The organism is Rhodopila sp., assembly GCF_965277825.1.
Taxonomy (GTDB): domain Bacteria; phylum Pseudomonadota; class Alphaproteobacteria; order Acetobacterales; family Acetobacteraceae; genus Rhodopila.
The window spans coordinates 5,121,918-5,147,666 of the sequence record NZ_OZ255846.1 but is presented as its reverse complement, the minus strand read 5'-3'; the positions used below and the strand labels follow the sequence as shown (position 1 = coordinate 5,147,666).

Below are 25,749 nucleotides of genomic sequence, written 5' to 3'. Positions count from 1 at the left end.
CAGGGGATCACGGCTTTGGAGAAGCGTCTAGGGGATGAAGGAGGGCGCTGGACCGAAATCCGGCTGCTCTGCGCGATAACCTGGACGACGAGCGCCACAACCATCGCGGTCGCACGCACACGGTCTTTGTCGTGCAGGCAACCTCGAGCACTTCGCTGTCCTCCAGGCGGGTCGCGGGGGAGGTCTGCGCGGTGGTTCCGGATCGAGGCAGTTGAGGCTCGCTGGCTTGGCCCTGCGATGCACGGTCCCCGCTGCGTTGCCTATATCGGGCCGGCTGGCGTGGCCGATATCGGGATTGAGTCAAGCGGTTCGTAGGGTTTGGCCATTCCGAATGCCGTTGGTCCAAAAACCGCTAGTGCCTGCGGCGTACACATGATCGGGGGCACCGCCACAGCCATGACAGTGACCCGCTGGCCGTAACGCAACCGCTCGGTGGTGATTGGTTCGGCGGTTGGCGTATCGAGCACGCAGATCAGGTCTGGCACGATCGCCCGTATTTGGCCGCCGACGCGGGCGGCCAGGTTTTCGTTCTGCACCTCCAATTCCATCGTGCCGGCCCATTCGTCGAGACCTTCGATGCGGACATGAGCCAGCGCGAAGCCGCGTTCGGTACGACGGTTGACATCAGTGACCTTGCCGCGAAAAATCAGCCGCGCATGGCGGTAGTGCGTGGTTGGAAAGAACGCGATCAAGGCGGCGAAGGCATCGCGGTGGGACTGGCGGGCCTCGCGGATGATACGCCCTATTTGCAGGCACAGACTCATTGTCCCCGGTACCGAGACGTCACGCGCGGTGCGGCCATCCATGACATAGGAGGCGATAGAACATTGGCCGCCCATGCGGATGGCGATGCCGCGGGCGATCCATTCCACCATGTGGTTGGAGTGGGCCTCGACGATCACGGTCTCGCCGTGCTCGTTGGCGATCGCCATCGGCGAGGCCTTGACGCCGTACACGCCGAAAGTTTCCATCTGCATTTCGGGAAAAGCCCGTCCCATCCCGTCCGCATCGACCACCGGCAGACCCATTTCCGCAGCGATCAACACCGGCAGCGTGGAGTTTATACCTCCTGCCTCGCAGGGAATGATCGCGGTTGCCTTGCGTCCGAGATGGGTCTCCAGGCGTCGCACGGCTGCCACCGACTCGCCGCCGCTTAGCAGCTTTTCCACCAGCACGGTGGGCGCGCCCATGTTGCCAGCGGCGATGACCAGCGCATCGTCCGGAAGCGCTTCAAGCGGCAGCAACTCAACGCCGCCGCTGCGGACAAGCGCCTGCTCCGCGACCAGCCGCCCGATGTAGGGATCACCGCCGCCGCCAGTGCCGAGAAAAGCTGCGCCCCGGGCGAGATCGCTGATTTCGGCAGCGGTCAGCCACATGCGCTGTCTCCTCGACGGCCGGCCGCGAGTTGCTCGATCGGGCGGAACGGTTCGGACATCCCGAAGCCGGCGGGACCAAACACCGCCAGCGCTTCGGGTGTGCGCATGATCGGCGGTACAGCGACGGCCATGACCTTGACGCGCTGGCCGTAGCGGAGCGTTTCCGTGGTGATCGGTTCCGCGGTTGCGCTATCCAGCACGCAAATCAGGTCCGGCACGATCGCGCGAACCTCATTGCCGTCACGGGCGATCAGGTTCTCGTTCTGAAATTCCAGTTCCATCGTCGAGCTGCCGTTCAGGCTGCGGATCGTGGTGCGACCGAGTGCGAAGCCGTTGCGGGTTTCACGCCGGACGTCGACGATCTTGCCATCGAAAAGAATGCAGCCGAACGAGTAAGGTGTGCTTGGCAACAGCTCGATCAGCGCCCGGAATGGATCACGGTGCTGCTCGCGTGCCTCACGAATAGTGCGGCCGATGCGCAGCGCGAGCGTCAACGTGCCGGGAATGGCGGTGCGGCGTGCCTCCGCCCCCGACATCGCGTACTCGGCGATATAGGCGCAGCCGCCCATGGCGATGGCAACGCCGCGGGAAATCCATTCCATCGAGGCATTGTCGCGGGTGTCGATCAGCGCCATGTCACCGTGTTCGTTGCTGACAGCCATCGGCGTGCCGGAGATGCCGTAGACCGAGAATGTCTCCATCTGCAGTTCGGGAAAGGCGCGTCCCATGCCATCCGCATCGACCACCGGCAGTCCGAGGCGTGCGCCGACGATCAACGGGATGGTCGAATTGATGCCTCCGACCTCGATCGGCATGGTTGCGGTGGCACGACGTCCGAGTCGCTGCTCGATCCGACGCAACGATTGGAAGGCTTCGTCGCCGGAGGGAAGCTTTTCGACCAGGACCGTTGGCGCGCCCATCATGGCGGTGGGGATCACCAGGGCGTCGTCCGCCAGTTGATCGAGCGGGATGATCTCTACACCGTTGCCTGCCCGCATCGCCGCTTGTGCCATCAGCCTGCCGACATAAGGGTCACCGCCGCCACCGGTGCCCAGAAAGGCGGCGCCGCGGCAAAGATCCGCGAGGTCTTTCTCATTCAGCTTCATGGGATTGGCTGCAAGATGAGATCGCCGATCGCTTTGACGCGGATGCGGGCAGCGCTGCTCGGTAGATAGGCAAGCGGCACTTCTTCCACATCGACGATTTCGATGCTGGTGGGATCCGCCCCCGCTGCCAGCGCGCGATCGGTCGCCTCGCGCTTCGCTTCGTCGAGCGCTTCCGCCCGGGTCATGCCCATCAGGGAGAAGACGCGGTCGGTCTCGCCGCCGACCTGCGCAATCGCGGCGCCGATGGCATTCGCCACGCCGGCCTGTTCGGGGCGTATCACAGCGGAGGCGGCGGGCAGTTCACGCTGCACCAGGATGGCCCCACCGCCGACCAGAATCACCGGCAGCGGATTCGCGCTGGTCTTCATCCGGTCGACATTTTCGTCCACCATCCGGTGAATGGTATCAAGCGCGGTCTCGATCAGCCGCGGATCAAGCGCGGCGACGCGGCTGCGGTCGCCGATATCGGCGAGCCCCGCCGCGACGACGATGTCGGTTGTGGTCAGGTCGTTGCCGCCGAACACCATGGCGCGGGTGGTGATCTCGTAGCCGACCGAATCCGGACCGATCCGCGCGCCGCCGTCCCGCACCAGGCTGCCGCCGCCGAGCCCGAACGACAGCACGTCAGGCATGCGGAAGTTGGTCCGCACGCCGCCGATGTCGACGGTCACCGAGGATTGGCGGGGGAAGCCGTTCGTCAGCATGCCGACATCAGATGTGGTGCCCCCGATATCGACCACCATCGCATCGCGCAAGCCCGACAGCAGAGCGGCGCCACGCATCGAGTTGGTCGGGCCGGATGCGAATGTCAGCACCGGAAAACGCTCTACCTGTTCGGCTGCCATCAGGGTGCCGTCGTTCTGGCTGATGAAGAATGGCGCGTCGATCGCTAGCCGTTTGAGGGCCTGGCGGAACGATTGGACGACGCGGGCGGCCAGGTCCGCCAGGCAGGCATTCATGATGGTGGCGTTTTCCCGCTCCAGAAAGCCGATGCGACCAATTTCGTGGGACAGCGTGATCGCGATGTCGGGTACGGCCTCGCGCAGGATTTCGGCGGCGCGTTTTTCCATGGCTGGATTGACCGGCGAGAAGACCGAGGTGATGGCTGCCGCGCGGAGCCGCTTGCTGCGGATGTCGGCGGCGGCGTCGCGCATCCCGTCCTCGTCCAACGGCGAGATCAGACGCCCATCGAACTCGTGGCCGCCACGTAGGAGATAGGTATGGCCACCGAGCACATCGCGGAGTTCGTCCGGCCAGTCGATGAAGGGCAGCAGTGCCTGGGTTGCGGGCAGCGCAAGGCGCATGGTTGCCACTTGCAGCAAGCGCCGACGTTCGATGACGGCGTTGGTGAAATGCGTGGTGCCGATCATCACCGCCTGGACGCGTGACGGCTCGACCGCGGCGTCGCGCAAGACGGATTCCAATGCGGCGACGATGCCGCCGCTGACGTCCTGGGTGGTCGAAGCCTTGCGGGAGGCGAGCACGTTCATGCCGTCCATCAAGACGGCGTCCGTGTTGGTGCCGCCGACGTCTATGCCGATCCGCATGTTGTGGTCCTTGGTTATCGTCCCGCCGGTTATCGTCCCGCTGGGCGCTGGTATCAGATGCTGCTGGGGTGGGCGACCTGTTGGCGGTTCTGGCCGGAAACCATGGTGACCGCCCAGTAGACGGCGCCGGCGACCACCAGAGAATTGATCGACGGCACACCCACGTGCACGACGTAGCCGACCGCGAATCCGCTGGCCCAGGCGATCAGGGCGGGGAGGTTCCAGTCTTGCACCACGGTCGGCAGCGTTCCTGTCAGGCGGGTCTGTTCAAGTTGCGGGCGCCAGCGTTGCACCACGAAATACTCGACGACGATGATGCCGGCGACCGGGGGTATGGCGACACCCAGCAAGATCAGGAAGCCGACGAAGCCGCTCAGGATTCCCAGCATCGACAGGACGGAGCCAAGGATGCCGACCAGCAGCGTCATCCAGGCGCGACTGACGTGCCGCCCGGTGATCGCCTGCACCACGTTGACGATGCCGAGTGAGGCGGAATAAAGGTTCCAGTCGTTGATTTTTAGTGTCGCGGCGATCAACACCACGGTGCCGATGGAGCTTGTGGTTGACGTCACGATCCGCACGACATCGGAACTGCCGACGGCGTGGGCCAACAGGACGCCGATCAGCCCGATCAGATACTCGCCGATGGACATGCCCACGATGGTTTGCTTCACGACATCAGCCGTGGATCGGTTGTAGCGTGTCATGTCCGGGGTGATGACAGCGCCGACGATGAAGCCGCCGGCGACCAGGGTGGTTCCGGCACCCAGGCTGAGCGGCGGCCCGGGTGGTGGGGAAGCGATCAGGGCGGCGAGGGAATGCTGCTGCAGCGCGCTGACAATCGACCAGCCGGCGAGCACCAGGAAGGCGGGAACGGTGACGTAGGCTGTCCAGGTCATCGACAGGAAGCCGAAAATGACGATCAAGGTGACGGCCAGGCCGCAGATCAACGACCATACGGCGACCGGCAAGCCGCCGATCAGGGAGGCCAGCCCCTGGGCAAACAATTCGTTCTGCACGCCGAACCAGCCGATCAGGGTGATGGCGATGACCACCGACAACAGGGTTGCGCCGTGACGGCCGAAGCCGGTCCAGCGCGCCAATACATAGGTGCTGAGGCCTTCGCGCTGTCCTGCAATGCCGATCAGGATGGAGACCAGTTCGAGGATCACCGAACCAAAGGTGAGTGCCCAGAACGCGGCCCAGAAGGTCATGCCGAAGCCAAGCGCCGATCCCAGCAAGAACTGCGACAAGCAAGACAGTTGTCCGAAGCGCTGCAGTGCAACGCTCCACCACGAATAGCGTGCGGCCTGCGGCACACGGGACAGAGCGTAATCGTCCAGCGACGGCCCGGCGTCTTGAACTACAGGCTGGCTCATAGCGAGCTCCGATCCGTTGTTGCGTTTCGGTGATGTTGGCGACTGCACCAGCCCGTGCAGTCGCCGGTGTTGTATCAGAAGGTTTTTGTTATCCAGCCGGTGATGTAGGTGTTGTGGTTCATGTTTTCCCGGTAGTAGTCGGTCTCGACCGCGCCGGCGAAAAACAGACCGATCTTGGCAAAGCCGGCATAGGTGAAGGTGGGGCCGATAATGCCTTCGCTGGTATGCCTGAAGCTAGAGCCTGCGACGTTGTTATAATCGAATTGATGGAGCACGCCGATGGCTATGTCGGGGGTAAGCTGATAGCCGACCGCCAAATCGGCGAAGGTCAGGCTTAGGCCACCGGTTGCCTTGGTGAATCCATTCAAGGTTCCGGGTGCCGGTGTACTGTTGAGGTTCTTGAAGGAGTAGTTGAACTCGACCGTATCAAAGGTGAGGATAACAGGCCCCCACTGGTTGAAGGTGTTGACGTTGAAATTCATCGAGTACTGGTCATCGCCGGCGCCGTATCCCGAGCTTTGCGTGTTGCCGTTGGGGAAGTTCACGTAAAATGTGGGGCTGACCCAAAATGAGCGAAAATCCGCCGAGCCTCGTGGCGTTGTTGGTTGAAGCACATTGTAATAGTATTCAATTCCAAGTTCGGGAAATGCTGTCCCCCAACCGCTGCTGCCTGCCGCACCTTTGGTATCGGCATAACCTATATCCGCACCGACCCAGTATTCGAACTGGTCCCGTGTCGTGCCGGTGAAGCCGGTTTTCGAGTAGTAGGCTAATTCGGCGAAGGCGTAGGCTGAGTTGGTGCCACCGGAGGTCGGCTGGAAAGTAGGATAGAGCTGCCAAGCCAAGGAGCCTGGAAAACCGGGCTGACTAAAGCCAAGAAATTCGCGGGCTTGCGCTGTGGTAGACAGACAGAGCAAGCCGCCCGCGAGAAGTGTGGCAGCAACAGGCAGACGATTCATCATGCGGCTCCTTGTTTGGGCAACGCCCGGTGATTAATTTCAAATGTCGTTGGAGATCAGGCGCGCGATCACGGATGCCCGATGTCGTAATGCCCAGCCGGTAACTATCTTCGTTTCCGATGCAGAGGCTGGCATCGTAAGCAGCATTCCGCGACATCTTCAGGCCCTTTGAGGCGTTGGACTGGAAGCCTGGTTCTTGGAACAGCAGTCGGTCCAAGAGCCAGAGGACGCCTCGCAAGTTCCATGCCTAAATTTGCGGTCGGACAATCATGTTGCGATGGGCGCTCGATATCGATGATCGAAACGATGTATGGTGTCAATCTTTTAAGCATACAATGTGATATATCTACGGTTGATACATTTGTCGCTGCCTATGCGGACCGATTATGCTGGGCATCTTTCAGGCGACGGTTTCATGAAGTCGGCGATGCTGCGAGATGGCGGCTCGATCGCTTGCAACAACGGCGCGTTATTTCAGGATAACGTCGGGCAGGCAAATAGCCTTTGGCGCCAATGGCTCAGGTTCGTGCGGTTCGGCAAGGTCATGCATGATAGAAGCTGTGCCGGGGTGCCTTGGTGTGGCGAGGGCGTTCTAGCTCTAGCGGGAGATGCACAAGATGTCGGCAGCGTCCAGGAGCGAACGTCCATCCGTTAGGCGCATGCGGCACTAGTGTTTCGAGTCTGAAGTTCGCCGTGGCTGGCGAGTCTCGCGCCACTAGCTCTTTGTTTCAGTGGCCTGCTTGTCTTCTACGTCCGCCGCATAGTGCGGCGAAGTTCGAAGGCAGGATACTAGATTGCCTGGCGCCGTGCGCCGTTACTGCAACAGACTTGTCTGGGGGCACCGACTAAATATCTGTGTTGACAACGGGAATGCCGGTCGCTTGCTGCCACCGCACCCTCTACTGAAAAGGCTCTGAGCATGACCACGTGAGATGCATCATGGGTGAATCGTTCGTTTTCAGCGTCAGCAGCATGTGAAGATTAATGGCAAGCCGGGCGATACCATAACCGCGAGTGGCGCCTGTTCATCAAGGAGGTTGGCGCTTGGTAACGGTGCTTCAGCACTGTTGCAGTAACCGAAGGCAACAGCTTTGATGCGGACGGGCGGCGGTCGTATTGAGCTCAGGTGGGGTCGTCCTGACGGGTGTCACTCGTCAGGACGCGCTGTGGCGTAGCATTCTTGGTGAAGTGGCCGGGGTCAGCGCCGCGACCGGTCCGGCCTACTTACCGTTCCCGCTGCCGATACCTGTTTTGCTCGAGGATCCAGCCGTCGGTGGAGCGCCCCGGGTCGTGCTGGACCCGTCCGACGAAGTGGTCGCGCCCGATTGCGGCGGTGCGCTGTTGCCAGCGCTACCCGCTTTCATGTCACCGCCACTGGCCGAACCTGCGGCACCGGCCCCAGCACCCGGGCCCCCGGCCCCCGAGCCCCCCGCACCAGCTCCGCTTCCGCCGGCGCCGCCTGCGCCACCACCCGCGGCAAGCGCCGCCGATATTGGTGCTGCTGTAAGGACTAGCGCGACAGCAAAAGCACGCGTCTTGTTCAACATACTCGATTGTCTCCTTGTGTCGCGCGATGCGACGGGGTTTGAGCGCGTCGACTACCTACAGAGGTTGGCTCGCGCTTCGTTAGCCTTGCACAGAATCGTTATTGGCGGCCATGGGCCGAACCGAAGTTAACGATCTTGCCAATCTCCGAATCTATGCCAGGCGTCGCCGGCAAGCACCAAACCGTGGTAGGACTTGCGGTCGCGGCTGGCGCAAATTCGGTCCGGCCGGGCACGCGTCGGCGCAATGGGTGAAACAGCGCCGCCGGTTCGGGGGTTGCAGGTGGGGCAGATCGGTTGCCTCGGCTTCCATGTTGCGTTTCCTGCTGTCGATCAGCGGTTGTCATGCGTCGGCATAAGCGCGTGCTGCTTGACGCACCGCGTCGACGCGCAGGCAGCATACTGTGTGGGCGGTCTCAACCGGGGCGCTCGGCGGAAACGCCTTCCAGCAGTCTGGTATCTGGAAGCGGCAGCGTGGCGCGAAGCTGCAGCCTGAGGGCAGCGCCCGCAGGTCGGGCGGGCTGCCGGGAATGGCCTCGATCTCGGCATCGCGGGAGCGACCATGGACCGTGGAGGCCAGCAGTCCCAGGGTGTAGGGATGGGCCGGACGCAGCAGGACGTCGGCGACGCTGCCGTATTCGATAATCCGCCCGGCATACATGACCGCGACCTTGTCGGCGATCTGTGCCGCCACCCCGAGGTCATGGGTGACGAATATGACTCCCATGCCGAACTCCTGCTGCAGCCGGCGCAGCATGATCAGGACCTGGATCTGCAGTGTGGCATCCAGGGCGGTGGTTGGTTCGTCGGCGAGCAGCAGGGACGGACGGCAGGACAGCGCGAGTGCAATCATAGCGCGCTGCCGTAACCCGCCTGAAAGCTCGTGCGGAAAGGCAAGCAGGCGGCGTTCGGGTGAAGGCACCTTGACGAGTTGCAGCAGTTCGAGCGCCCGAGCCATGGCCTGATGGCGTGAGCAGTGCTGGTGGCGGATCACGGTCTCGGCGATCTGGTCGCCAATGCGGTAGACCGGGTCGAGGGCGGTCATCGGCTCCTGAAACACCATCGAGACGACCGAACCACGCACGTCATTCATGGCGCGATCGCTGAGCGCCAGGATGTTGTGCTGGCCGATCCGGATGGCACCGCGAATGACGGTGCGGCGCGGCGGGTGCAGACCCATCAGCGAGCGCAGCGTCACGGACTTTCCCGAACCGGATTCGCCTATGATGCAGAGGACTTCGCCCGGCATGAGTTCGAACGAGACGCCGTTGACCGCGGCGACTGTCGCCTCCCGGCTGACGAAGCTGACCTGCAGGTCGCGGACTGCTACGAGTGGGCGAGACGCTGTGCCATGCATCGTTCCGGTTGGCGCGGTTCCGGCTGTCGGCATTGCGGTTTGTGGCATTGAGCCCGAGCGCATCAATGCACGGTCCTTTCAGCATGGCTGTGTCCGGAACCAGGATGAGCCATGTGGCATGCGGCGAGATGGACGGATGGATCGCTGTTCGATTCGCCCAGCCGGGGCATGCGTGCCTCACAGACCGGTTCGGCGTGTGGACAACGGGTACGAAACCGGCAGCCGGAGGGTGGATCGATCGGATTGGGTGGATCGCCGAGCAACGGCGGCGCATCGATGCGATCCGCGGGGTTGGTTGTCAGCCGGCATTCGAGCAGAGCGGCGGTATAGGGATGACGCGGCGCGTTGTAGATCGAGGCGACCGGGCCAAGCTCGACGACCTGGCCTAGATACATCACGAGCACGCGGTCGGCGATATACTGCACGACATGCAGATCGTGCGAGATGAACATGTAGGTCAGGTTGAACTCGCGCTTGAGTTGTCCCAGCAGATTGAGCACTTGCGCCGCGATGGATTTATCGAGTGCGGACACCGCCTCGTCGAGGATCAGCATGCGCGGGCTCAAGGCCAGCGCACGGGCGATATTGACTCGCTGTTTCTGGCCGCCTGACAGCTCGTGCGGATAGCGGCCGCCGAAATGTTCCGGTTTCAGTCCGACGCGTTGCAGCAGTTCGCCGGCGGTGCGTTTTGCATCGGCTCGGTTCATGCCATGCACACGGGGTGGATAGGCGATCGACTCTTCCACCGGCAGGCGGGGATTGAGCGAGGAGTAGCTGTCTTGAAACACCATCTGCATGTTGCGGCGCAACACTCGGAGCGAAAGGCCTTCGGCTTGGCCGACCGGATCGCCGTCGAAGATCAACTCGCCTGCATCTTTGACCAGCAGGTGCATGAGCAACCGAGCCAGTGTGGACTTGCCGCAGCCGGATTCGCCGACGACGCCGAGCGTTTCGCCTTTTATTACGGTGAACGAGACGTCGTCGACAGCTTTCACCTCGGCGACAGTACGATTGAGCACGCCGCCGCGTATCGGGAAATAGCGCTTCAGTCCGGTGGCGATCAGCATCGGCTGCGCCTTGCCGCCCCGATCGGCGAGCGATTGCAGCCGCGGCGCGGAGGTCCGCGGGTGTAACGTCATGTGGCGCTCCAATGTTCAAGCCTTGACGTCCATGGCCTGACGCAGACCGTCGCTGACCAGGTTGAAAGCGACCGAGGTGATCAGGATGGCGACACCGGGCATGGCACAGACCACCGGCTGCACGTAGATCGCCTGGCGCAGGGTGGACAGCATCAAGCCCCAGTCTGGCGTCGGTGGCGACACGCCAAGTCCGAGGAACGACAAACCGGACGCCAGCAGGATCGAGCCGGAGACCAGGGTCGAGGCATAGACCAGGACCGGGGAGGTCACGTTGACCAGGATGTCGTGGAACAGGATCGAGGTTGCTGACGCTCCGGTCGCACGCGCGGCATCGACGAAGTCCAGGCCGCGAAGCTGACTCGTTGCGGTTTCCGCAACTCGGCACAGTGGCGGTGTGAGCACCACGCTCAGTGTGATCAACTGGTTGACCATGCCGCCGCCGAGACTGCCGGAAATCGCCACCGCCAGCAGCACCGACGGGAAGGCGAAGAAGATGTCCATGCCGCGCATAATGATGGTTCCGATGCGGCCACCAGCGAAACCGGCGATGACGCCGAACAGACCGCCGACGATGGTCGCGACCATGACCGGGACGATGCCCATCAGCAGAGAGGTGCGGCCGCCGTAGAGGATGCGCGACAGTATGTCTCGGCCTTGTTCATCGGTGCCCAGAAGGTTGTCGCGATAAAGCAACGGCTTCAGCCGGTGGGCCATGCTGGCCTTGTCGGGATTGAACGGCGCCAGTTCGGGCGCGAATACCGCCGACAGGATGATCAGCAGGATCAGCGCGAGGAAGCATAGCGTTACATAGTCGTAGCGCAGCCGGTGCCAGACATTGCCCCAGTAGCCACGCACCCGCAGCGCCGGCTGATCCGGCGGTGACAGCGGATCGATGGCCGGCACGGCGATGCCAGGTGTCGGGGCACCGGGTTTGGCGCTGATAGAGAGATCGCTCATGCGCGCTTGATCCGTGGATCGACGGCGGTCTGGATCAGATCGACGGCGAGGTTGATGCCGACGAACGCCATGGCGAGCACCAGGATGGTGCCTTGAAGCAGCGGGATATCACGCGTCAGGATCGCTTTGTTGAGCAGGAAGCCGGTGCCCGGCCAACTGAACACTGTCTCGACCAGGATCGATCCGCCGAGCAGGTAGCCTAATTGCAAGCCTGCCATTGCCAAGATTTGCGGCAACGCGTTGCGGACGGCGTGCACCACGATCGCGCCGCGCCCGAGTCCCTTGGCGCGCAGGGTCTGGATGAAATCCAGTGCGAGCACCTCGGCGATGGAGGCGCGGGTGGTGCGCATCAGGATGCCAAGCGGCAGGAGGGTCAACGCGATGATCGGCATGATGGCGAACTTCGCATCGGACCAGCGGAAGAAGCTGAATTCGTCCGAACCGTGCGGCCCCATGCCTTCGGCGGGCAGCCACCCCAGTTCGACGGCGAAGATAATGACCAGAATGACGCCGAGCCAGAATTGCGGCACGCTGATCCCGAGTACGGCGATCGCGGTGGCAATCCGATCGAGGATGCCGCCGACATGGGTTGCCGCGAGGATGCCCAGCGCCAACGCAATCGCGAATGCCAGAACGACCGAGATCACCGCGATTGGGACAGTGTTGCCGAGCGCGCGTTCGACCTCGCCTAGGACCGGCTGGTTGTTCTGGATCGACAGGCCGAGGTTGCCGGTCAGGGCGTGCCTGACCCAGATCAAGTATTGGATCGGTATCGGCTTGTCCAAGCCGTAGGCGTGCTTGAGGTCGGCCACGTCCTGTGCCGTCGCGGCTGGTGGCAGCAGACTCTGGATGGGGTTACCGGGTGCCAGATAGATCAACGCGAAGCAGATGACGGTCACACCGATGGCGATGGGGATCGTCATCAGCAGCCGTCGGGCGGCATACAGCCACATTGCGGCGCTCCTTGCCGGCGGGTGCGCGCCCCGACGGCGTCAAGTTGCTATCAGGGGGACATGCTGATCGTGGTGAGGTCCTGGAACCAGCTCTCGGCTTGCCTGAAGCCGTGCACCTTGGGGGAGATGGCGCGCGGATTGAGGTCGTGCACGATGAAGATTTCCTGCGCCTGGGCGACCAGGGTTTCGTGCATTTTGGCCAGGATTTCGTTCCGCTTTGCGACATCGAACGTTGCCAGCGCCTGATTGCCCAAGGCATCGAGCGTCGGGTCGCTGTAGTAGCCCCAGTTTTCACCATTGGGTGGCTGATACTGCGTCATGCTGCTCTTCATCATGCCCTGTTCCGGTTCAATCGAGGACAGGCTGACATTGATGGCGTCGTATTGCGGATACTTCTTGGCGCCGCCGACGAACACGTCGATCAGCGAGTTCCAGTCCATCGGTGCCAGCGTGACCTGGAAGCCGGCGGCCTCGAGCTGCTCTTTCACCAGCTCGTTCATCGGCAATGGTTGCATTTGTCCCGAGCCGGACGTCGAGATCCCGACGGTGAACTTGCAAGGCACGCAGCCGGCAGCCTTCAGCAACGCCTTGGCCTTGGCGAGATCGAAGGTGTATTTCATCGGATGCCCGTAATAGGGCTGCGATTCGATAAACTTGCCGTAGCCCGGTGTTGCGACACCCTGCAGCATATCCACCATGTCGTCGCGGTTGATGGCGTAGTTGGCGGCCTGTCGAACCCGGATGTCATTGAACGGTGGCCGGTCGACACGAACCTGATAATCCCAGTTGTGCGGATATGGCGCCGTTATGATGATCATCCCGGCTTCTTTTAGGCGTGGAATGGTGTCGGGCGATGGTGCCTCGATGAAATCGACCTGACCTGCCAGCAGTGCTGCGGCCCGCGTCGATGCCTCCGGCATCGGCAGCAGCACCAGGCGGTCTTGCTTGGGCACGCGCGCTTTATCCCAGTAGTCCGCATTCTTCACGAGTTCGAGGCGTTCGTGCGGAACGACTTTGTCGAATTTGTATGGACCGGTGCCGTACGGATGCTTGGCGAAGGCGGCGTAGTCGTTGTTCAGCTTGGAGACCGCGCAGTTGGAAATCTGGAAATAGCCCGCGATTTCATACGGGAGCAGTGAGTCTTCGATTTTGGTGTGGGCGGCGATGGTGTAGTCGTCGATCTTTTCCATGCTGGCGATATTGGTTACCGTCCAACTCTGCATGGCGTGATGGCGGACGTTGTATTGTGGCGATTTGGAGTCCATGACACGCTTGAAGTTCCAGACGGCGGAATCCGCGTTCCAGTCGCAGCCGTCCTGGAACTTCACGCCGTGCCGCAGCTTGAAGATCCACTTCTTGTGGTCGTTCGGGTCGACGGCCCAGCTTTCAGCCAGTCCGGGCCGGATATCGGCGGCACGATCGGTGTTCTTTTGTAGTTCCCAGTTGACGAGGCTGTCGTAGAGGGTGAAGCCGACAAAGCGGTAACCCTCGTAACCCTGATCGGGTGCGCCGGTCCAATCAGGGATGTCGGCAGCACTCATGGCGACGCGAAGCACAGACTCCGCATGCCCCGGGGCGCTTCCCAAGGCCAGCCCCATGGCCAAGGTCATGCCAAGGCAGGCGGCCGTTCGACACGACGTAAGCAAGCGCATTCCTGTTGTCTCCTGGACGCAAACCGACCGTCGCGGATTGCATGATGGGGATCGACGTGGTGGTCATGGTTGCATTGGTGTGCAAGTGCGGTGCCAAGGACTGCTTTGGCTTCGTCGAGCCGGGGACCGGTGCCGCTTGATGTGTAGGGATGTTGGGGCTTTCAAATGCGGTCGAACCCGATGACATGACGCATCGTCGATACCTTTGTAGGCATCGCTCGAATGTCGTGCATGCACACTATGCAGATTTGGGAATTTGATCATGCGGAAGCGGTGACCGGGCGATCGATCGCCTGGTCTTTGGCACACGCCTCGCGCTGGCATTGAACTTGCGTTGTCGGTGCCGGCAGGCCAGGGGGAACAACAAGATATCCAATGACGATGATTTCGTACTCAAGTGTCGGCGCTGCGGAACTGCCTTGATCAACACTGATCGCGTGCGACAGGAGTAATCGGCCTTGCTGCGACTCCATGGGTTGGTTGGAAACGAGCGGGATACGGCATTGCATGAGCGTTTGCACAAGCTTGAGCATGCCGGTGCGGTCGAGCATGTCTTTGTCGACGACAGCGAAGTGGGACGCCGACGATTTCGCCTTGATACTGATCGCGGAACGGATTGTGCGATCAGTCTTGACCGCGACCAGGCACTGGTGAACGGCGCCGTTCTGCTGCTGGAACCGAGCCGAGCGATCATTGTTCGAATAGGGACAACGAAGGTCTGGCGACTGCGCGCGCGCAACCAGGACGCGGCGCTGCAACTGGGCTGGAATGCCGGCAACCTGCATTGGCGCGTGCGTTTTGAAACAGCCGACCTGCTGGTGCTGCTGGACGGTCCGGTGGATGATTATCGGGCCCGTATACAGCCACTGCTGGCGGCGGGGCTGGTGGACGAGGTCGATGCAGCCTGACATCACCGCGTTACTGACCGCGCTGCAATTCGCCGACAGCGCGTTTCCGTCCGGCGGGTTCGCCTTCTCGTGGGGACTGGAGGGACTGGCGGCGGATGACTTGCTCGACGACGCTTCGGACGTGCAGGAGATTGTCGAGGAACAACTGATCTATCGATGGAACAGCATGGACCGTATCCTGCTGCGCCGGAGCTATGCGGCAAGCGATGTCGCAGCGGTGGCGGCGGTCGACCTGCAGGCCGAGGCAGCGACACTGTCGGCGCAGCTCCGCAGCGGGTCCCGTCGGGCCGGGCGAGCGCTGCTTGGCACCTTCGTTCGGCTCGGCTGTGCGGCCGCTCGGGCGTACCGCGAAATGACCCAGGCGGACCCGCGGCTGGGCCATCTGGCCGTCATGCAGGGCGTGGTGTTCAAGGCGTCCGGGCTCAGCCTGCCAATGGCCGAGATGCTGGGTGGCTGGGCGGTGGTTGGCAGCCTGACGAGCGCCGCGGTCCGACTTGGGACGATCGGCCATATCGAGGCGCAGGAAATTGCAATATCGCTGCGTCCGGTGCTGACCCGGCTGCTGGGGGTCGATCCACCCGATAACACGCCGCTGGCGAGCTTTACCCCGCTGACGGATATCGCGGTGTCACGCTCTCGACAGATGCGGATGTTTGCCACATGACCGCGGGCAGCGGATCGATAAGACAATGAACCTGACGCCGACCGAGATGGATCGCCTGACCATCTTCACCGCGGCGGAATTGGCGCGGCGCTACCGCTCGCTCGGCATCAAGCTCAGCCACCCCGAGGCGGTCGCCTTGATCTGCGATGAGGTCATGACCGCGGCGCGGCAAGATCTGGCCTACGAAGACATCCGCGACCTGGCCGGACGGCTGCTGACGACGGACGATGTGCAGCCGGGGGTCGCCGAGATGATCCCGCTAATTTGCGTCGAGGCGAGCTTCACGCAGGGCACCAAACTGCTTGCGATTTTCGACCCGATCAACCCCGGCCAGGATGCCATCGCAGACCCGATCGTGCCGGGTGAGATCATCACGCCCGACGAGATGCTGCAGATCTTCCCCGCTGCCGACACGGTCAGCGTCGAGGTGATGAACACCGGCGACCGCGACGTGCAGGTACGTAGCCACGCGCACTTCTTCGAAGCCAATCGCGCGCTGCGCTTCGATCGCGCCAGCGCCTGGGGCTACAAACTGGATATTCCCGCCGGTGCCGGGGTGCGCTTCGAGCCCGGCATTCCGAAAACCGTGCGGCTGGTTCCGATCGGCGGCCTCCGCGTCGTGTTGGGCGAGGCCGGGCTGGTCGCGGGCCCGCTGGATGCGGATGGTGCGCGCGACCGGGCGATCGCATTGGCGCAGACGCGGGGTTATCTGGGTGCGTGACAGCGGGGTGATGTGATGGTGGCGATCAGTCGCAGGGCCTACGCGCAACTCTACGGGCCGACCACGGGGGACCTGGTGCGGCTAAGCGACACCAGCCTGCTGGCCGAGATCGAGCACGACTTCACGGTGTATGGCCACGAATTGCTGGTTGGCGCCGGCAAGACCTTGCGCGACGGCGAGGGGTTCAGTGCGCGTGCAAAATATTCTGACCGAGCACTGGACATCGTCATTCAGAATGCCACGATCATCGACGCTGAGCTGGGCATCGTGAAGGGCGATATCGGGATCCGGGACGGCCGTATCGTCGGCGTCGGCAAGGCAGGCAATCCGGACACCATGCCGAACGTCCATCCCGATCTGGTGGTCGGCCATACGACGACGGCGATTTCCGGGGCGGCCTTTATCGTGACGGCGGGCGCGATCGAGTGCCACGCGCATATCCAGTCACCGGAACAATCACAGCATGCCCTCGCCGGCGGCACCACGACGCTGATCGGTGGCAGCCCGGGGCCGGTGTTCGAGGTCGCCAGCGGTAGCGCCACGACTTTTGCCCGTTTCCTGCAGGGCACCGAGACGTCCTGCCTCAACTTTGCGCTGTTTGGCAAAGGCGGCTCCGACCCCGCGGCGGTCGAGGAGTCGGTTGCCGCCGGGGCCATGGCGGTGAAGGTACACGAGGATTTTGGTGCCTCGCCAGCGGTCATCGACGGCTCGCTGATCGCGGCTGACCGGAATGATTTTGCCGTGCATCTGCACACCGATTCGATCAACGAGTTTGGCTTCTGCGAAGACACATTGGCAGCGATCGGCGATCGCACGATCCACATGTATCACGTCGAAGGGGCGGGCGGCGGTCATGCGCCCGACCTGCTGAAGGTCAACTCCTATGCCAACGTGATCCCGTCCTCGACCAACCCGACCAACCCGTTTACCGCGGCAGCGCTGGAAGAGGGGGTGCCGATGACCATGATCGCGCATCAGCTCAATTATAATGCGCCCGAAGACGTCGCCTTCGCCGAAGCGCGCATCCGTGCCCAATCGATGGCAGCGGAGGATTTCCTGCACGACATGGGCGCGATCTCGATTTTCGGCACCGACACCCAGGGCATGGGCCGGCTGGCGGAGAACGTTGCGAAATGCTGGCAGTTGGCCAGCGTCATGAAGGATCGCGTCGGGCGTCTGGCGGAGGACACGACCGATCGCGCCGACAACGCACGCATCAAGCGCTACGTCGCGAAGTATACCATCAATCCGGCCATCGCGGTCGGCATCGATGACCATGTCGGGTCGATCGCGCCGGGCAAGCTGGCCGACCTGGTGATCTGGCCACGCGCGTCGTTTGGCATCAAACCGTGGATGGTGCTGAAGAGCGGCTTTGTCGCATGGGCGGCGATGGGTGACGGCAATGGCAGCCTGCCGCTGTGTGAACCGATCATCCACCGCCCGATGTGGGGTCAGCTCGGTTCGGCGCCGGGACAGCTTGGCGTTGTGTTCATGTCAAAGCTCGGCATCGACAATGACATCCGCCGCAAGCTCGGGCTTGCCAAGCAGGCGGTTCAGATCAAGAGCGTCCGAACGCTGCGCAAGTCGGACATGATCCACAATGCCGCCAGACCGCATATCGAGGTCGATCCGCAGACCTTCGAGGTTCGCGCCGATGGAAAATTGCTGATGTGTTCGCCGGCGGCCCGGGTGCCGCTGTCGCGCCGGTATATGCTGCGATGAGCGGCCTTCGTCCCCAGGCGGCGGCGCGCGTCGGCATTGGCGGCCCGGTCGGATCAGGCAAGACCGCGCTGGTGGAGCGGCTTATTCCAGCGCTTGGCCGCCGTGGCGTGGAGCTCGCGGTCATCACCAACGATCTGGTAACAGCCGAGGACGCCGAACGGCTGCGTCGGTCCGGATTGATCGACCCGGCTCGGGTTTCGGCGGTCGAGGCGGGGGCCTGTCCACATACCGTGATCCGGGAGGATCCGACGCTCAACATCGAGGCCGCCGACGCGTTGGAGCGGCGGTTCCCCGGCGTCGAGCTGATCTTGCTGGAGAGCGGTGGCGACAACCTGGCCTCCACTTTCTCTCGGGACCTCACCGACTTCTGGATGTTCGTGATCGACGTGGCTGGGGGCGATGATATCCCACGCAAGCGCGGCCCGGGGGTGATCCGCTGCGACCTGCTGATCATCAACAAGACCGATCTGGCGCCCTTTGTCGGCGTCGACCTCGAGCGGATGCTGACCGAAGCGCGTAGCGCGCGGGCGGGGCGTCCCGTGCTGACGACCAATTGCCGGCTTGGCCAGGGCATCGACGCGGTGGTGGAGCACCTTGAACGGGAGGTGCTGTTCCGGCGTTGAGCGACGCGCAGCTCGACCTGTGCTTCAAGCGGCACCCCGATCATGGCACCTACCTGGACCGGCGGGTGTTCCGCTGGCCGTTCACCCTGTCGCGCGGCTTCCGGCTGGATCGGGTTCCCGCGGGGAAGCTGACGCTCATTCTGCAGACCGTGAGCGGCGCGATCCAGGCGGATGACTCGCTGTTGCAGCGCATCCGGGTGTGCAATGGCGCGGCGGCGTTTGTGACGACGCAGGGCGCTACCGCGGTCTATCGCGCCCCGGTTGGCATATGCGCCACGGATACTGTCGAGCTGGAGGTCGAGGACGGCGGCGTGATCGAGTATCTGCCGGAACCTCGGATCCTGTTTCCGCAGTCGTGTCTGGCGCAACGCTTGCTGCTGCGCGTCGCACTGTCGGGTGTCGCCATGCTGTCCGAGGCTTTTTTGCTGCACGATCCGGCCGGTCAGGGGCGGGCGTTCCGCCGCTACAGCTCCGAACTGGTCATCGAGCGGCCGGGGGGTGATGTCGTGCTACGGGAGCGCATCGAGCTCGACGTTATGCCGCAGCGCGGTGGGCGGCGCGCACCGTATGGGGCACATGGCATGCTGCTGGTGGTGGCCCCGCGGCCGCCGGCCGAGCTGGAAGCGCTTTGCAGCGGGATGGCGGCAGGTGTGGGGAGCGGGATAGAGACCTATGCTGCCGCTTCGACCTTGCCACGGGAGATCGGCGTCGGGCTGCGCGTGGTGGCAATCGATGGACAGCATCTGCGCAGGGCATTGCGCGCGGCGTGCTGTGCGGCGCGGGAGCATCTTTTCGGCGGTGACCCGGGATCAGGCCGAAAAACTGCGGTATAGACGCCTGTCATAGCGCAAAGCGTTGGCAGAAACAGGAGCAGCGCTACTGATGGGCGCTGCGGCGTCGACGATATCTGCGCTGATCGGCGTGCATCTGTGGTTGAATACCTTATTGAAGCACCGCTTCGATCCGGCTCGCACAACTGACCCACGATGCCGCCGCAGAAATTTTTAACCGCAGATGAACACAGATGAACGCGCATAGTCTCAGTTCAGTCAGCGTCATGCGGCTCCCGGTATCTGTCGTGGTGGATATGCGGACGACCAGTGCCAATTCGACAACACTACGCAACAATATCCTGGAAGAAGGTCTGATCGGAAGCGGTGTAGCAACGGTCGCATGACCCGGGCGGTCTGATGGAGGTAGCTGGGGACTGGCGCTATTGGATCACCCCGGTCGTTGTTGATCGGGGTGATCCAGCCAGCAGTTGACGTCGACGGTGAAGGCAACCTCAAGCGATCACGCCTGAGCGTTACTGTTTCGTCGCGCCGGTCAGCGGAGCATCGGTGCCGCCACCGCCGCCGCCGCCGCTGGACGTTTTTTGCTTCATCGCGACGCTGCCCCCAACCGGGTTGTCGGTGCCGCCGCCGCCACCGCCGCCAGCGGTGGACTGCTTGGTAGCGCCGCCCGTCCCCGGATTATCGGTGCCACCACCACCACCGCCGCCCCCAGCCGTGGGCTGCTTTTGCGCGGACTGGTGGGTATGCGTTGTGCTCTGGGCCAATACTGGCCCAGCGACGAGCAGGCCGGCAGCAACAACAACGGCCGACAGTTGAACACTCTTCATTTCAAACTCCTGAATTTGCCTCACGCTGCACCTACACCTTCAGGAAGTTTCTTCAATCCGAAGCGAATAGGGACGTTATCACGCTTTTGTGCGTCCCGACTGCGATGGATCCGAGAACTAGCAGCAAGGTGTTGCAGATAGGCTGATGATCTGGGGATGCCGCTCGATCGCATCAACTGTCATGTTGCCCCTCTGGCTTGCGCATGAAGCAGGGATGACGCGGTGAAGTATACTGCGCATCCGCCTGTTGGACGTTTTGGCCAGAATGGTCTGAAACAGGCGCAGCAGATTTCGGCATTGGTCGGCGACGGCAGATCGAGCTTCGGAAGGATCGCGCCGCCGCCTCGGCGCCCTGCATGGCGACAGCGGAAAGCCGCAGCGTTATTCCGCCGCGTTTGCCAGGCCGGCGCCATAGGTCTCGCGTGCCGCGGTGTCGCTGATCCGCTCATCGCGCAGGTCCGCGGCCACGTCCGTACGCGTTCGGCTGCGTGGATCGCCATAGCCGGCACCACCGGCAAAGACAATCTCGGCAATCTCGTTGGTATGGGTCAGTGTTACCAGCTCGCCGGCGCCGCAATCGCGCAGCAGCGCACCGTCTGGGGCGCGCAGTCCGGCAAAGGCACGGGCACCAGCCTGCCCGGATGCCAGACCGGGCAGCACCGCCTTGGCACCTTCCGGGAAGAGCGCCGCCAGTGTCGGCAGCCCGTCGTCATGTAGCTTGCGGAAGCGGACCCGCTGGCCCAGCCCGCCCCGCGTTTCACCCGCGCCGCCGCTATCGGTCAGGAACGTCTTCTGCTGCACCAGCACGGGAACCCTCGCTTCAAACACCTCGATGGCGGTGTTGGCGGCGGAGGTCGGGTAGAGCAGCCCGGACTTGCCATCGCCATGCGTGCTTGCGCCCTGGCCGCCACCCATGAACAGGTGGTCGGCGTAGAAACCACCGTGTGCATCGTAGCCGGAGACATTCACCGCGACCGGCAGGCCGGTCGGTGACTGCACGGCGTCGGGCGCTGCCCCGGCCAGCGCACGGAATATCGCCGGCGCCAAGTACCAGCCGGTGCGGGTGCGGGCGGCGACAGCGGCGGGGCGTGTGCAATTCAGGATGGAGCCCTCCGGCGCCGATACGCGGAAGGGACGATAGCAGCCGGCGTTGCCACGCACCTCCGGCGTCAGCATGCACTTAAGCGGATAGGTTGCGTGCGCCGCGGTATAGTTCATCGTGGAGTTGACACCGCCCTGGGCGAGCTGTGGCGGCGCCCCGGCAAAGTCGATGTCGATGGTGTCTGCGCTGACCGTCAGCCGCACCGGCAGTGTCAGCGTCTGATCCACCGGGCTGAACGACACGCTGCTGGTGTAGGTCCCATCCGGCAAGGCCCGGATCGCGGCGCGCATCGCTTGCTCCGAGCGATCCTGCACGATGGCGGCGAGCGCGGTGAGGTCGGGCAGACCATATTCGTCCATGAAGGCGGTCAGGCGCTGGGCGCCGATCCGGTTGGCCGACATGAAGGCCTGAATGTCGCCGACCACCTGGGACGGGTTGCGCACGTTCTCGGCGATGAGGGTGAACAGGTCGGCATTGTCGACGCCGGCGCGGGCCAGCATCATCGGCGGAATTTGCAGGCCCTCGTCAAAGATTTCCCGCGCCCGCAGGCTGTCGCGCGTGCCGCCGATGTCGGCGACGTGGCCCACGGTGCCTACCAGCGCCACGACGCGGCCGTCGCGGAACACCGGCGAAACGACGGCGATATCGAACAGATGCCCGGCGCACAGCCATGGGTCATTGGTGACCAGCATGTCGCCGGGCCGCAGTGTATGCACCGGAAAGCGCGCGAGCAGGGCCTTCACCGCGCGGGGCAGGGTCAGGTTGAATACCGGCATGGCACGCGGGGAGTGCGCCAGCGTCTCGCCCTGGGGATCCAGCAGTTCACACGCGAAATCCTGCGATTCAGCGATGATCAGGGAGAACGCGGTGCGGATGATGGTGATCCACATCTCATCCACCACGGTAGTCAACCGGGACCACATGATCTCCAGCGCGATCGGATCGGCCTCGATCGCGGTGCGGGCCTGTTCGTGCGACATGTCGGGCCGCACCAGGGTCATGCTGCTGGCGGCGCCGATCGCGATGCGCAGGTTGCCGGCGGCATCGACCCGCAGGGTGTCGCCGGGTGCCACGACGGTGGTGGCTTCGCGCTCCTCCACGATGGCCGGGCCGTCGATCTCGCAGGCTTCGGTCAGGGCGTAGCGGTCGTAGACCGCCGCGAGCTGGAACCCGTCGCCGAACCAGGCGCGGCGTTCGCCTTTCCGGGCCATTGCCGCCTGCCCATGCTGATTATCCAGGGCAAGCGCCGGCGTGGCGCCAGTGACGATGACGCGCAGGTTCACCGCCTCGACCTGGGCGCCTTGTTGCAGCGCTGCGTAGCGGGTGGTGTAGGCAGCCTCGAACGCAGTGATCAGCGCGGCGAGGCTATCGGGACCGAGCGGGGTTTCCGGCAGGAGCACGCTGATTTCATGCATCTGGCCGACCAGGCGCATGTCGGCGGCACGTTCCACAGACAGGCGTTCTTTCACGCCGCCGGCGGCGAGCTCGGCGCGGGCGTCCTGTTCCAGCGTCCGCAGCATGGCCTCGACCGCGGCGAGATCGAGCACGGCATCGAGCCGCATGAGGCGGGAGCGTACCCGGTTGGCTGACAGCGGTGCGGCCAGGAAGCCCAGCGCCGAGGCAGCGCCGGACGCGGGTGGCACCACCAGTTCAGCCATCCCGAGCGCCCGGGCGACCTCGGCGGCGTGGGCGGGACCGGCACCGCCGAAGCCAACCATGGCGTAGCGGCGAGGATCCTTGCCGCGTTCCACCAGATAGACGCGGGCCGCGTCGGCCATGCTCTCCACCACCACCTTGTGGATGCCCCATGCCGCCTGCTCCGTGGACAGGCCCAACGGCGTCGCTACCCGGTCGATCGCGGCGCGGGCGGCGGCGACGTCCAGCGCCATGCTGCCGCCGAGGAAGAAGCCGGGGTCGTAGTAGCCGAGCAGCAGGTTTGCGTCGGTGACGGTGGGGTGTTGACCGCCTTGGCCATAGCAGGCCGGTCCGGGATTGGCCCCGGCCGAATGCGGGCCGACGCGGAGCAGCCCGACTGCATCGATCGAGGCGATCGAGCCGCCACCGGCGCCGATCTCGATCATGTCCACGGTGGATGTCTTGATCGGCAGTCCGGAACCCTTTTTGAAGCGGTGCTCACGCCCGGCCTCCAGCAGCGGGGCGATCTGGGCGCGGCCGCCTTCGATCAGGCACGCCTTGGCGGTGGTGCCGCCCATGTCGAACGCCAGGAGGTCGGTATGACCCGCTCGGGCGCCGAGCAGGGACGCTGCCAGTGCGCCACCGGCCGGACCGGATTCCAGCAGCCGGATCGGGAACTGCCGCGACGCGGCGACCGACATCAGGCCGCCGGCGGAGTGCATCAGCCGCAGCGGACCGGTGAAGCCGGCGGCGCGCAACGCTCGCTCCAGCCGATGCAGGTAGGTGGTCATCATCGGCTGCACGTAGGCGTTGGCGCAAGCGGTGACACAGCGGGAATATTCGCCGATCTCCGACACTACGTCCGAGGAGACGGAGATTGGAATCCCGGGCAGGATTTCAGCGACGATGGCGGCCGCTTGCTGCTCGTGTTTCGGCTCGCGGTAGGCGTTGAGGAAGCAGATGGCGACGGCTTCGATGCCGACGCGTTGCAGTTCAAGGGCTGCCTGCCGGACGGCTTCGGCGTCAAGGCTGGTAATGACATTGCCGTCGCGATCGATCCGCTCCGCCACCTCCAGACGGCGCCGGCGCGGCACCAGCGGGTCGGGAAAGGTCAGGAACAGGTCGTAGATGTCGTAGCGTTGTTCGGTTCCGGCCTCCAGCACGTCGCGGAAACCGGCGGTCGTTATCAGACCCAGTTTGGCGCCGTTGCGTTCGATGATGGCATTGGTGACCAGGGTGGTGCCGTGCACGATCTCCGCGACGTCTTCGAAACGGGCGCCGTGGTCGGCGATGATCTGGCGTAGGCCTTCCAGCGCGCCGATCGCCGGGTCGTGCGGTGTCGTCAGCCGCTTATGCAGCCGAAGCGCCCCGTTGGCGGGGTCGGTCAGAACGAAATCGGTGAAGGTGCCGCCGATGTCGAAACCAAGCCGGAGGGAGGCCGTCATGGCGTGATCCTGGTTAGTATAGCTGCAACAAGGGGCATTATTTGATTGCGGTGCGGAACGTCCAAGGCGCGCGAATCATGCGATCAAGCCAACAGTCTGCGCAGTCAGGCTGAAAGGCTTAAGCCGCCACATCCTGCTGTCGCTTCGGGTCATAGTTCGCGTTGGTCCAGGTTGTGATCCAGTCCTCGTAGGTGATCGGCTCCCACCGAGGCGGGTTGTCCGGGCCGGTGCAGGTGGGCAGGCATTCGATCTTCGTGTCGAGATGGGGTGCCAGGAAGAATGGGATGGCATAGCGATGTTGTCCCACCGGGGGCAGGGCTCGGTGCGGGGTGGACAGGAACCGCCCGTTGGTCCAGCGCCGCATCATGTCGCCCGAATTCACCGCGAACGATCCTGGAATGGAGGGCACGTCCAGCCACTCGCCCGACATGGTTCGCACCTGCAGGCCCGGCACGTCCGATTGCGGCAGGAAGGTCATGAAATTCGCATCGGTATGCGGCGCGATGCCGAACTGATTGGTCTCGGCAGGCACGGGCGGATAGTGCGACAGACGCAGGCTGAACTGGCCGTCCACGAAATGTGGCAAAAAATATTCCGGCGAAAGATCCAGTGATACCGCGACCGCGGGCAACAGCCGATTGGTGAACGCTTCCATGGCGTTCGTGTAGTCCAGGACATGCTGTCGGAAGCCGGGCATCTCGGCCGCGTCCGGCCAGATATTCGGACCGGCGAAGCGGCGGCCGGATTGGCGCAGCGCATTGTCCGGATCGCGTTCGCGCCTGACGAAGAACGCCTCGTTCAAATCCGGCTTGTCGTTCGTGTTGACGTCGGAGGTCCAGACCGCATAGCGCCCCATGGCCATGTAGCCGTTGTTGTGCTCGTTCAGTTTCAGCGAGAGCTTCCGGGTCATCGGCAAGTCGTGCAAGCGATGAGCCTCGTCGAAGGTCTGCCGGATCAATCCGGCGGGGATATCGTGGCCTGTAATGACGAAGAAGCCGACATCCGTCAGGGCATCATGGATGGCGCGTGCCGTTTGCGGCAGGGCGCCGGGCTGTCCTGGCAGGTAGTCGGCCAAGTCGATAACGGGAATGTTGCGAGCCATGGCGGGCTCCTTTCTGTCATCCTCGGCGGAACAATCGCCCGATGTGAGCCTTCGGTCAACTTCGGACGTCGGGCGTTTGTTGTAGATATTCCCGGGCCGCCGCTGGAACGGAGTGTCTGCACAATCGTCCTGCCAACATAGGTAAGTTAAGGGTTGCCAAAAACGCTTTGGCGGCCAAAGGTTGGTGCCGTGTTGCAGTCATCGCATGGCGAGGGGTGTGGGTTTCTGCTGAGGGGG

19 protein-coding genes and 1 pseudogene are annotated in these 25,749 nt (G+C 63.5%); 6 read left to right on the top strand and 14 right to left on the bottom strand.

The features are described from left to right. Window positions 1–260: 260 nt before the first annotated feature. The 11 genes and pseudogenes from ACQY4T_RS24750 to ACQY4T_RS24700 all read right to left on the bottom strand — a co-directional run bounded on the left by ACQY4T_RS24750 (window position 261) and on the right by ACQY4T_RS24700 (window position 13,915). Complete coding sequence (locus ACQY4T_RS24750; RefSeq protein WP_428536084.1) at window positions 261–1,376, bottom strand: DUF917 domain-containing protein; 1,116 nt, start codon at window positions 1,374–1,376, stop codon at window positions 261–263. After that, a complete protein-coding gene (locus tag ACQY4T_RS24745; protein ID WP_428536082.1) occupies window positions 1,367–2,482 on the bottom strand; it encodes a DUF917 domain-containing protein in 1,116 nt (371 codons plus the stop codon). The genes ACQY4T_RS24750 and ACQY4T_RS24745 overlap by 10 nt, the downstream gene beginning before the upstream one ends. Beyond that, the gene (locus tag ACQY4T_RS24740; protein WP_428536080.1) at window positions 2,479–4,029 is read right to left on the bottom strand and encodes a hydantoinase/oxoprolinase N-terminal domain-containing protein; all 1,551 of its coding nucleotides are present in this window, start codon (window positions 4,027–4,029) and stop codon (window positions 2,479–2,481) included. Before ACQY4T_RS24740 ends, ACQY4T_RS24745 begins: the two co-directional genes overlap by 4 nt. A gap of 53 nt (window positions 4,030–4,082) precedes the next feature. After that, entirely contained in the window at window positions 4,083–5,408 is a 1,326-nt protein-coding gene (locus tag ACQY4T_RS24735; RefSeq protein WP_428536078.1) for a purine-cytosine permease family protein, read from the bottom strand. A gap of 74 nt (window positions 5,409–5,482) precedes the next feature. Next, window positions 5,483–6,367, bottom strand: a complete 885-nt coding sequence (locus ACQY4T_RS24730) for a hypothetical protein (protein ID WP_428536076.1) — start codon at window positions 6,365–6,367, stop codon at window positions 5,483–5,485. 1,887 nt (window positions 6,368–8,254) lie between these two features. After that, window positions 8,255–8,572 carry an oligopeptide/dipeptide ABC transporter ATP-binding protein gene (locus ACQY4T_RS24725; protein ID WP_428543067.1) on the bottom strand — a complete coding sequence of 106 codons (318 nt, stop codon included), beginning with the start codon at window positions 8,570–8,572 and terminating at the stop codon, window positions 8,255–8,257. 123 nt (window positions 8,573–8,695) lie between these two features. Then, window positions 8,696–9,268, bottom strand: a pseudogene (locus ACQY4T_RS24720) (ATP-binding cassette domain-containing protein); the annotation flags it as partial. A 62-nt stretch (window positions 9,269–9,330) separates the two neighbouring features. Beyond that, window positions 9,331–10,407 (bottom strand): ABC transporter ATP-binding protein, encoded by a 1,077-nt coding sequence (locus ACQY4T_RS24715; protein WP_428536074.1) that lies wholly within the window; start codon window positions 10,405–10,407, stop codon window positions 9,331–9,333. 15 nt (window positions 10,408–10,422) lie between these two features. Then, the gene (locus tag ACQY4T_RS24710; RefSeq protein WP_428536072.1) at window positions 10,423–11,364 is read right to left on the bottom strand and encodes an ABC transporter permease; all 942 of its coding nucleotides are present in this window, start codon (window positions 11,362–11,364) and stop codon (window positions 10,423–10,425) included. After that, entirely contained in the window at window positions 11,361–12,317 is a 957-nt protein-coding gene (locus ACQY4T_RS24705; RefSeq protein ID WP_428536070.1) for an ABC transporter permease, read from the bottom strand. Before ACQY4T_RS24705 ends, ACQY4T_RS24710 begins: the two co-directional genes overlap by 4 nt. 50 nt (window positions 12,318–12,367) lie before the next feature. Then, complete coding sequence (locus ACQY4T_RS24700; RefSeq protein WP_428543064.1) at window positions 12,368–13,915, bottom strand: ABC transporter substrate-binding protein; 1,548 nt, start codon at window positions 13,913–13,915, stop codon at window positions 12,368–12,370. Window positions 13,916–14,427: 512 nt separating this feature from the next. Between ACQY4T_RS24700 and ureE the strand changes: the two genes are divergently transcribed. Genes ureE through ACQY4T_RS24670 form a run of 6 tightly spaced genes read left to right on the top strand, consistent with a single transcriptional unit; the run spans window position 14,428 to window position 19,440 of the window. Next, window positions 14,428–14,877, top strand: a complete 450-nt coding sequence (ureE, locus tag ACQY4T_RS24695) for an urease accessory protein UreE (protein WP_428536068.1) — start codon at window positions 14,428–14,430, stop codon at window positions 14,875–14,877. Then, window positions 14,867–15,541, top strand: a complete 675-nt coding sequence (locus ACQY4T_RS24690) for an urease accessory protein UreF (RefSeq protein WP_428536066.1) — start codon at window positions 14,867–14,869, stop codon at window positions 15,539–15,541. Before ureE ends, ACQY4T_RS24690 begins: the two co-directional genes overlap by 11 nt. A gap of 25 nt (window positions 15,542–15,566) precedes the next feature. Next, window positions 15,567–16,262: an urease subunit beta gene (gene ureB, locus ACQY4T_RS24685; protein ID WP_428536064.1), complete on the top strand. Its 696-nt coding sequence runs from the start codon at window positions 15,567–15,569 to the stop codon at window positions 16,260–16,262. A 15-nt stretch (window positions 16,263–16,277) separates the two neighbouring features. Then, on the top strand, window positions 16,278–17,984 hold the full coding sequence (ureC, locus tag ACQY4T_RS24680) for an urease subunit alpha (protein WP_428536062.1): 1,707 nt from the start codon (window positions 16,278–16,280) through the stop codon (window positions 17,982–17,984). Further along, window positions 17,981–18,607: an urease accessory protein UreG gene (gene ureG / locus ACQY4T_RS24675; RefSeq protein WP_428536060.1), complete on the top strand. Its 627-nt coding sequence runs from the start codon at window positions 17,981–17,983 to the stop codon at window positions 18,605–18,607. The genes ureC and ureG overlap by 4 nt, the downstream gene beginning before the upstream one ends. Continuing rightward, window positions 18,604–19,440, top strand: a complete 837-nt coding sequence (locus ACQY4T_RS24670) for an urease accessory protein UreD (protein ID WP_428536058.1) — start codon at window positions 18,604–18,606, stop codon at window positions 19,438–19,440. Before ureG ends, ACQY4T_RS24670 begins: the two co-directional genes overlap by 4 nt. A 473-nt stretch (window positions 19,441–19,913) precedes the next feature. On the opposite strand, the gene ACQY4T_RS24665 is transcribed toward ACQY4T_RS24670, so the two are convergent. The 3 genes from ACQY4T_RS24665 to ACQY4T_RS24655 form a co-directional block, all read right to left on the bottom strand. Then, complete coding sequence (locus ACQY4T_RS24665; protein ID WP_428536056.1) at window positions 19,914–20,252, bottom strand: hypothetical protein; 339 nt, start codon at window positions 20,250–20,252, stop codon at window positions 19,914–19,916. Window positions 20,253–20,609: 357 nt separating this feature from the next. Further along, window positions 20,610–24,410 (bottom strand): hydantoinase B/oxoprolinase family protein, encoded by a 3,801-nt coding sequence (locus ACQY4T_RS24660; RefSeq protein ID WP_428536054.1) that lies wholly within the window; start codon window positions 24,408–24,410, stop codon window positions 20,610–20,612. A 118-nt stretch (window positions 24,411–24,528) separates the two neighbouring features. Next, the gene (locus tag ACQY4T_RS24655; RefSeq protein WP_428536052.1) at window positions 24,529–25,512 is read right to left on the bottom strand and encodes an isopenicillin N synthase family dioxygenase; all 984 of its coding nucleotides are present in this window, start codon (window positions 25,510–25,512) and stop codon (window positions 24,529–24,531) included. Between the last annotated feature and the right edge of the window lie 237 nt (window positions 25,513–25,749).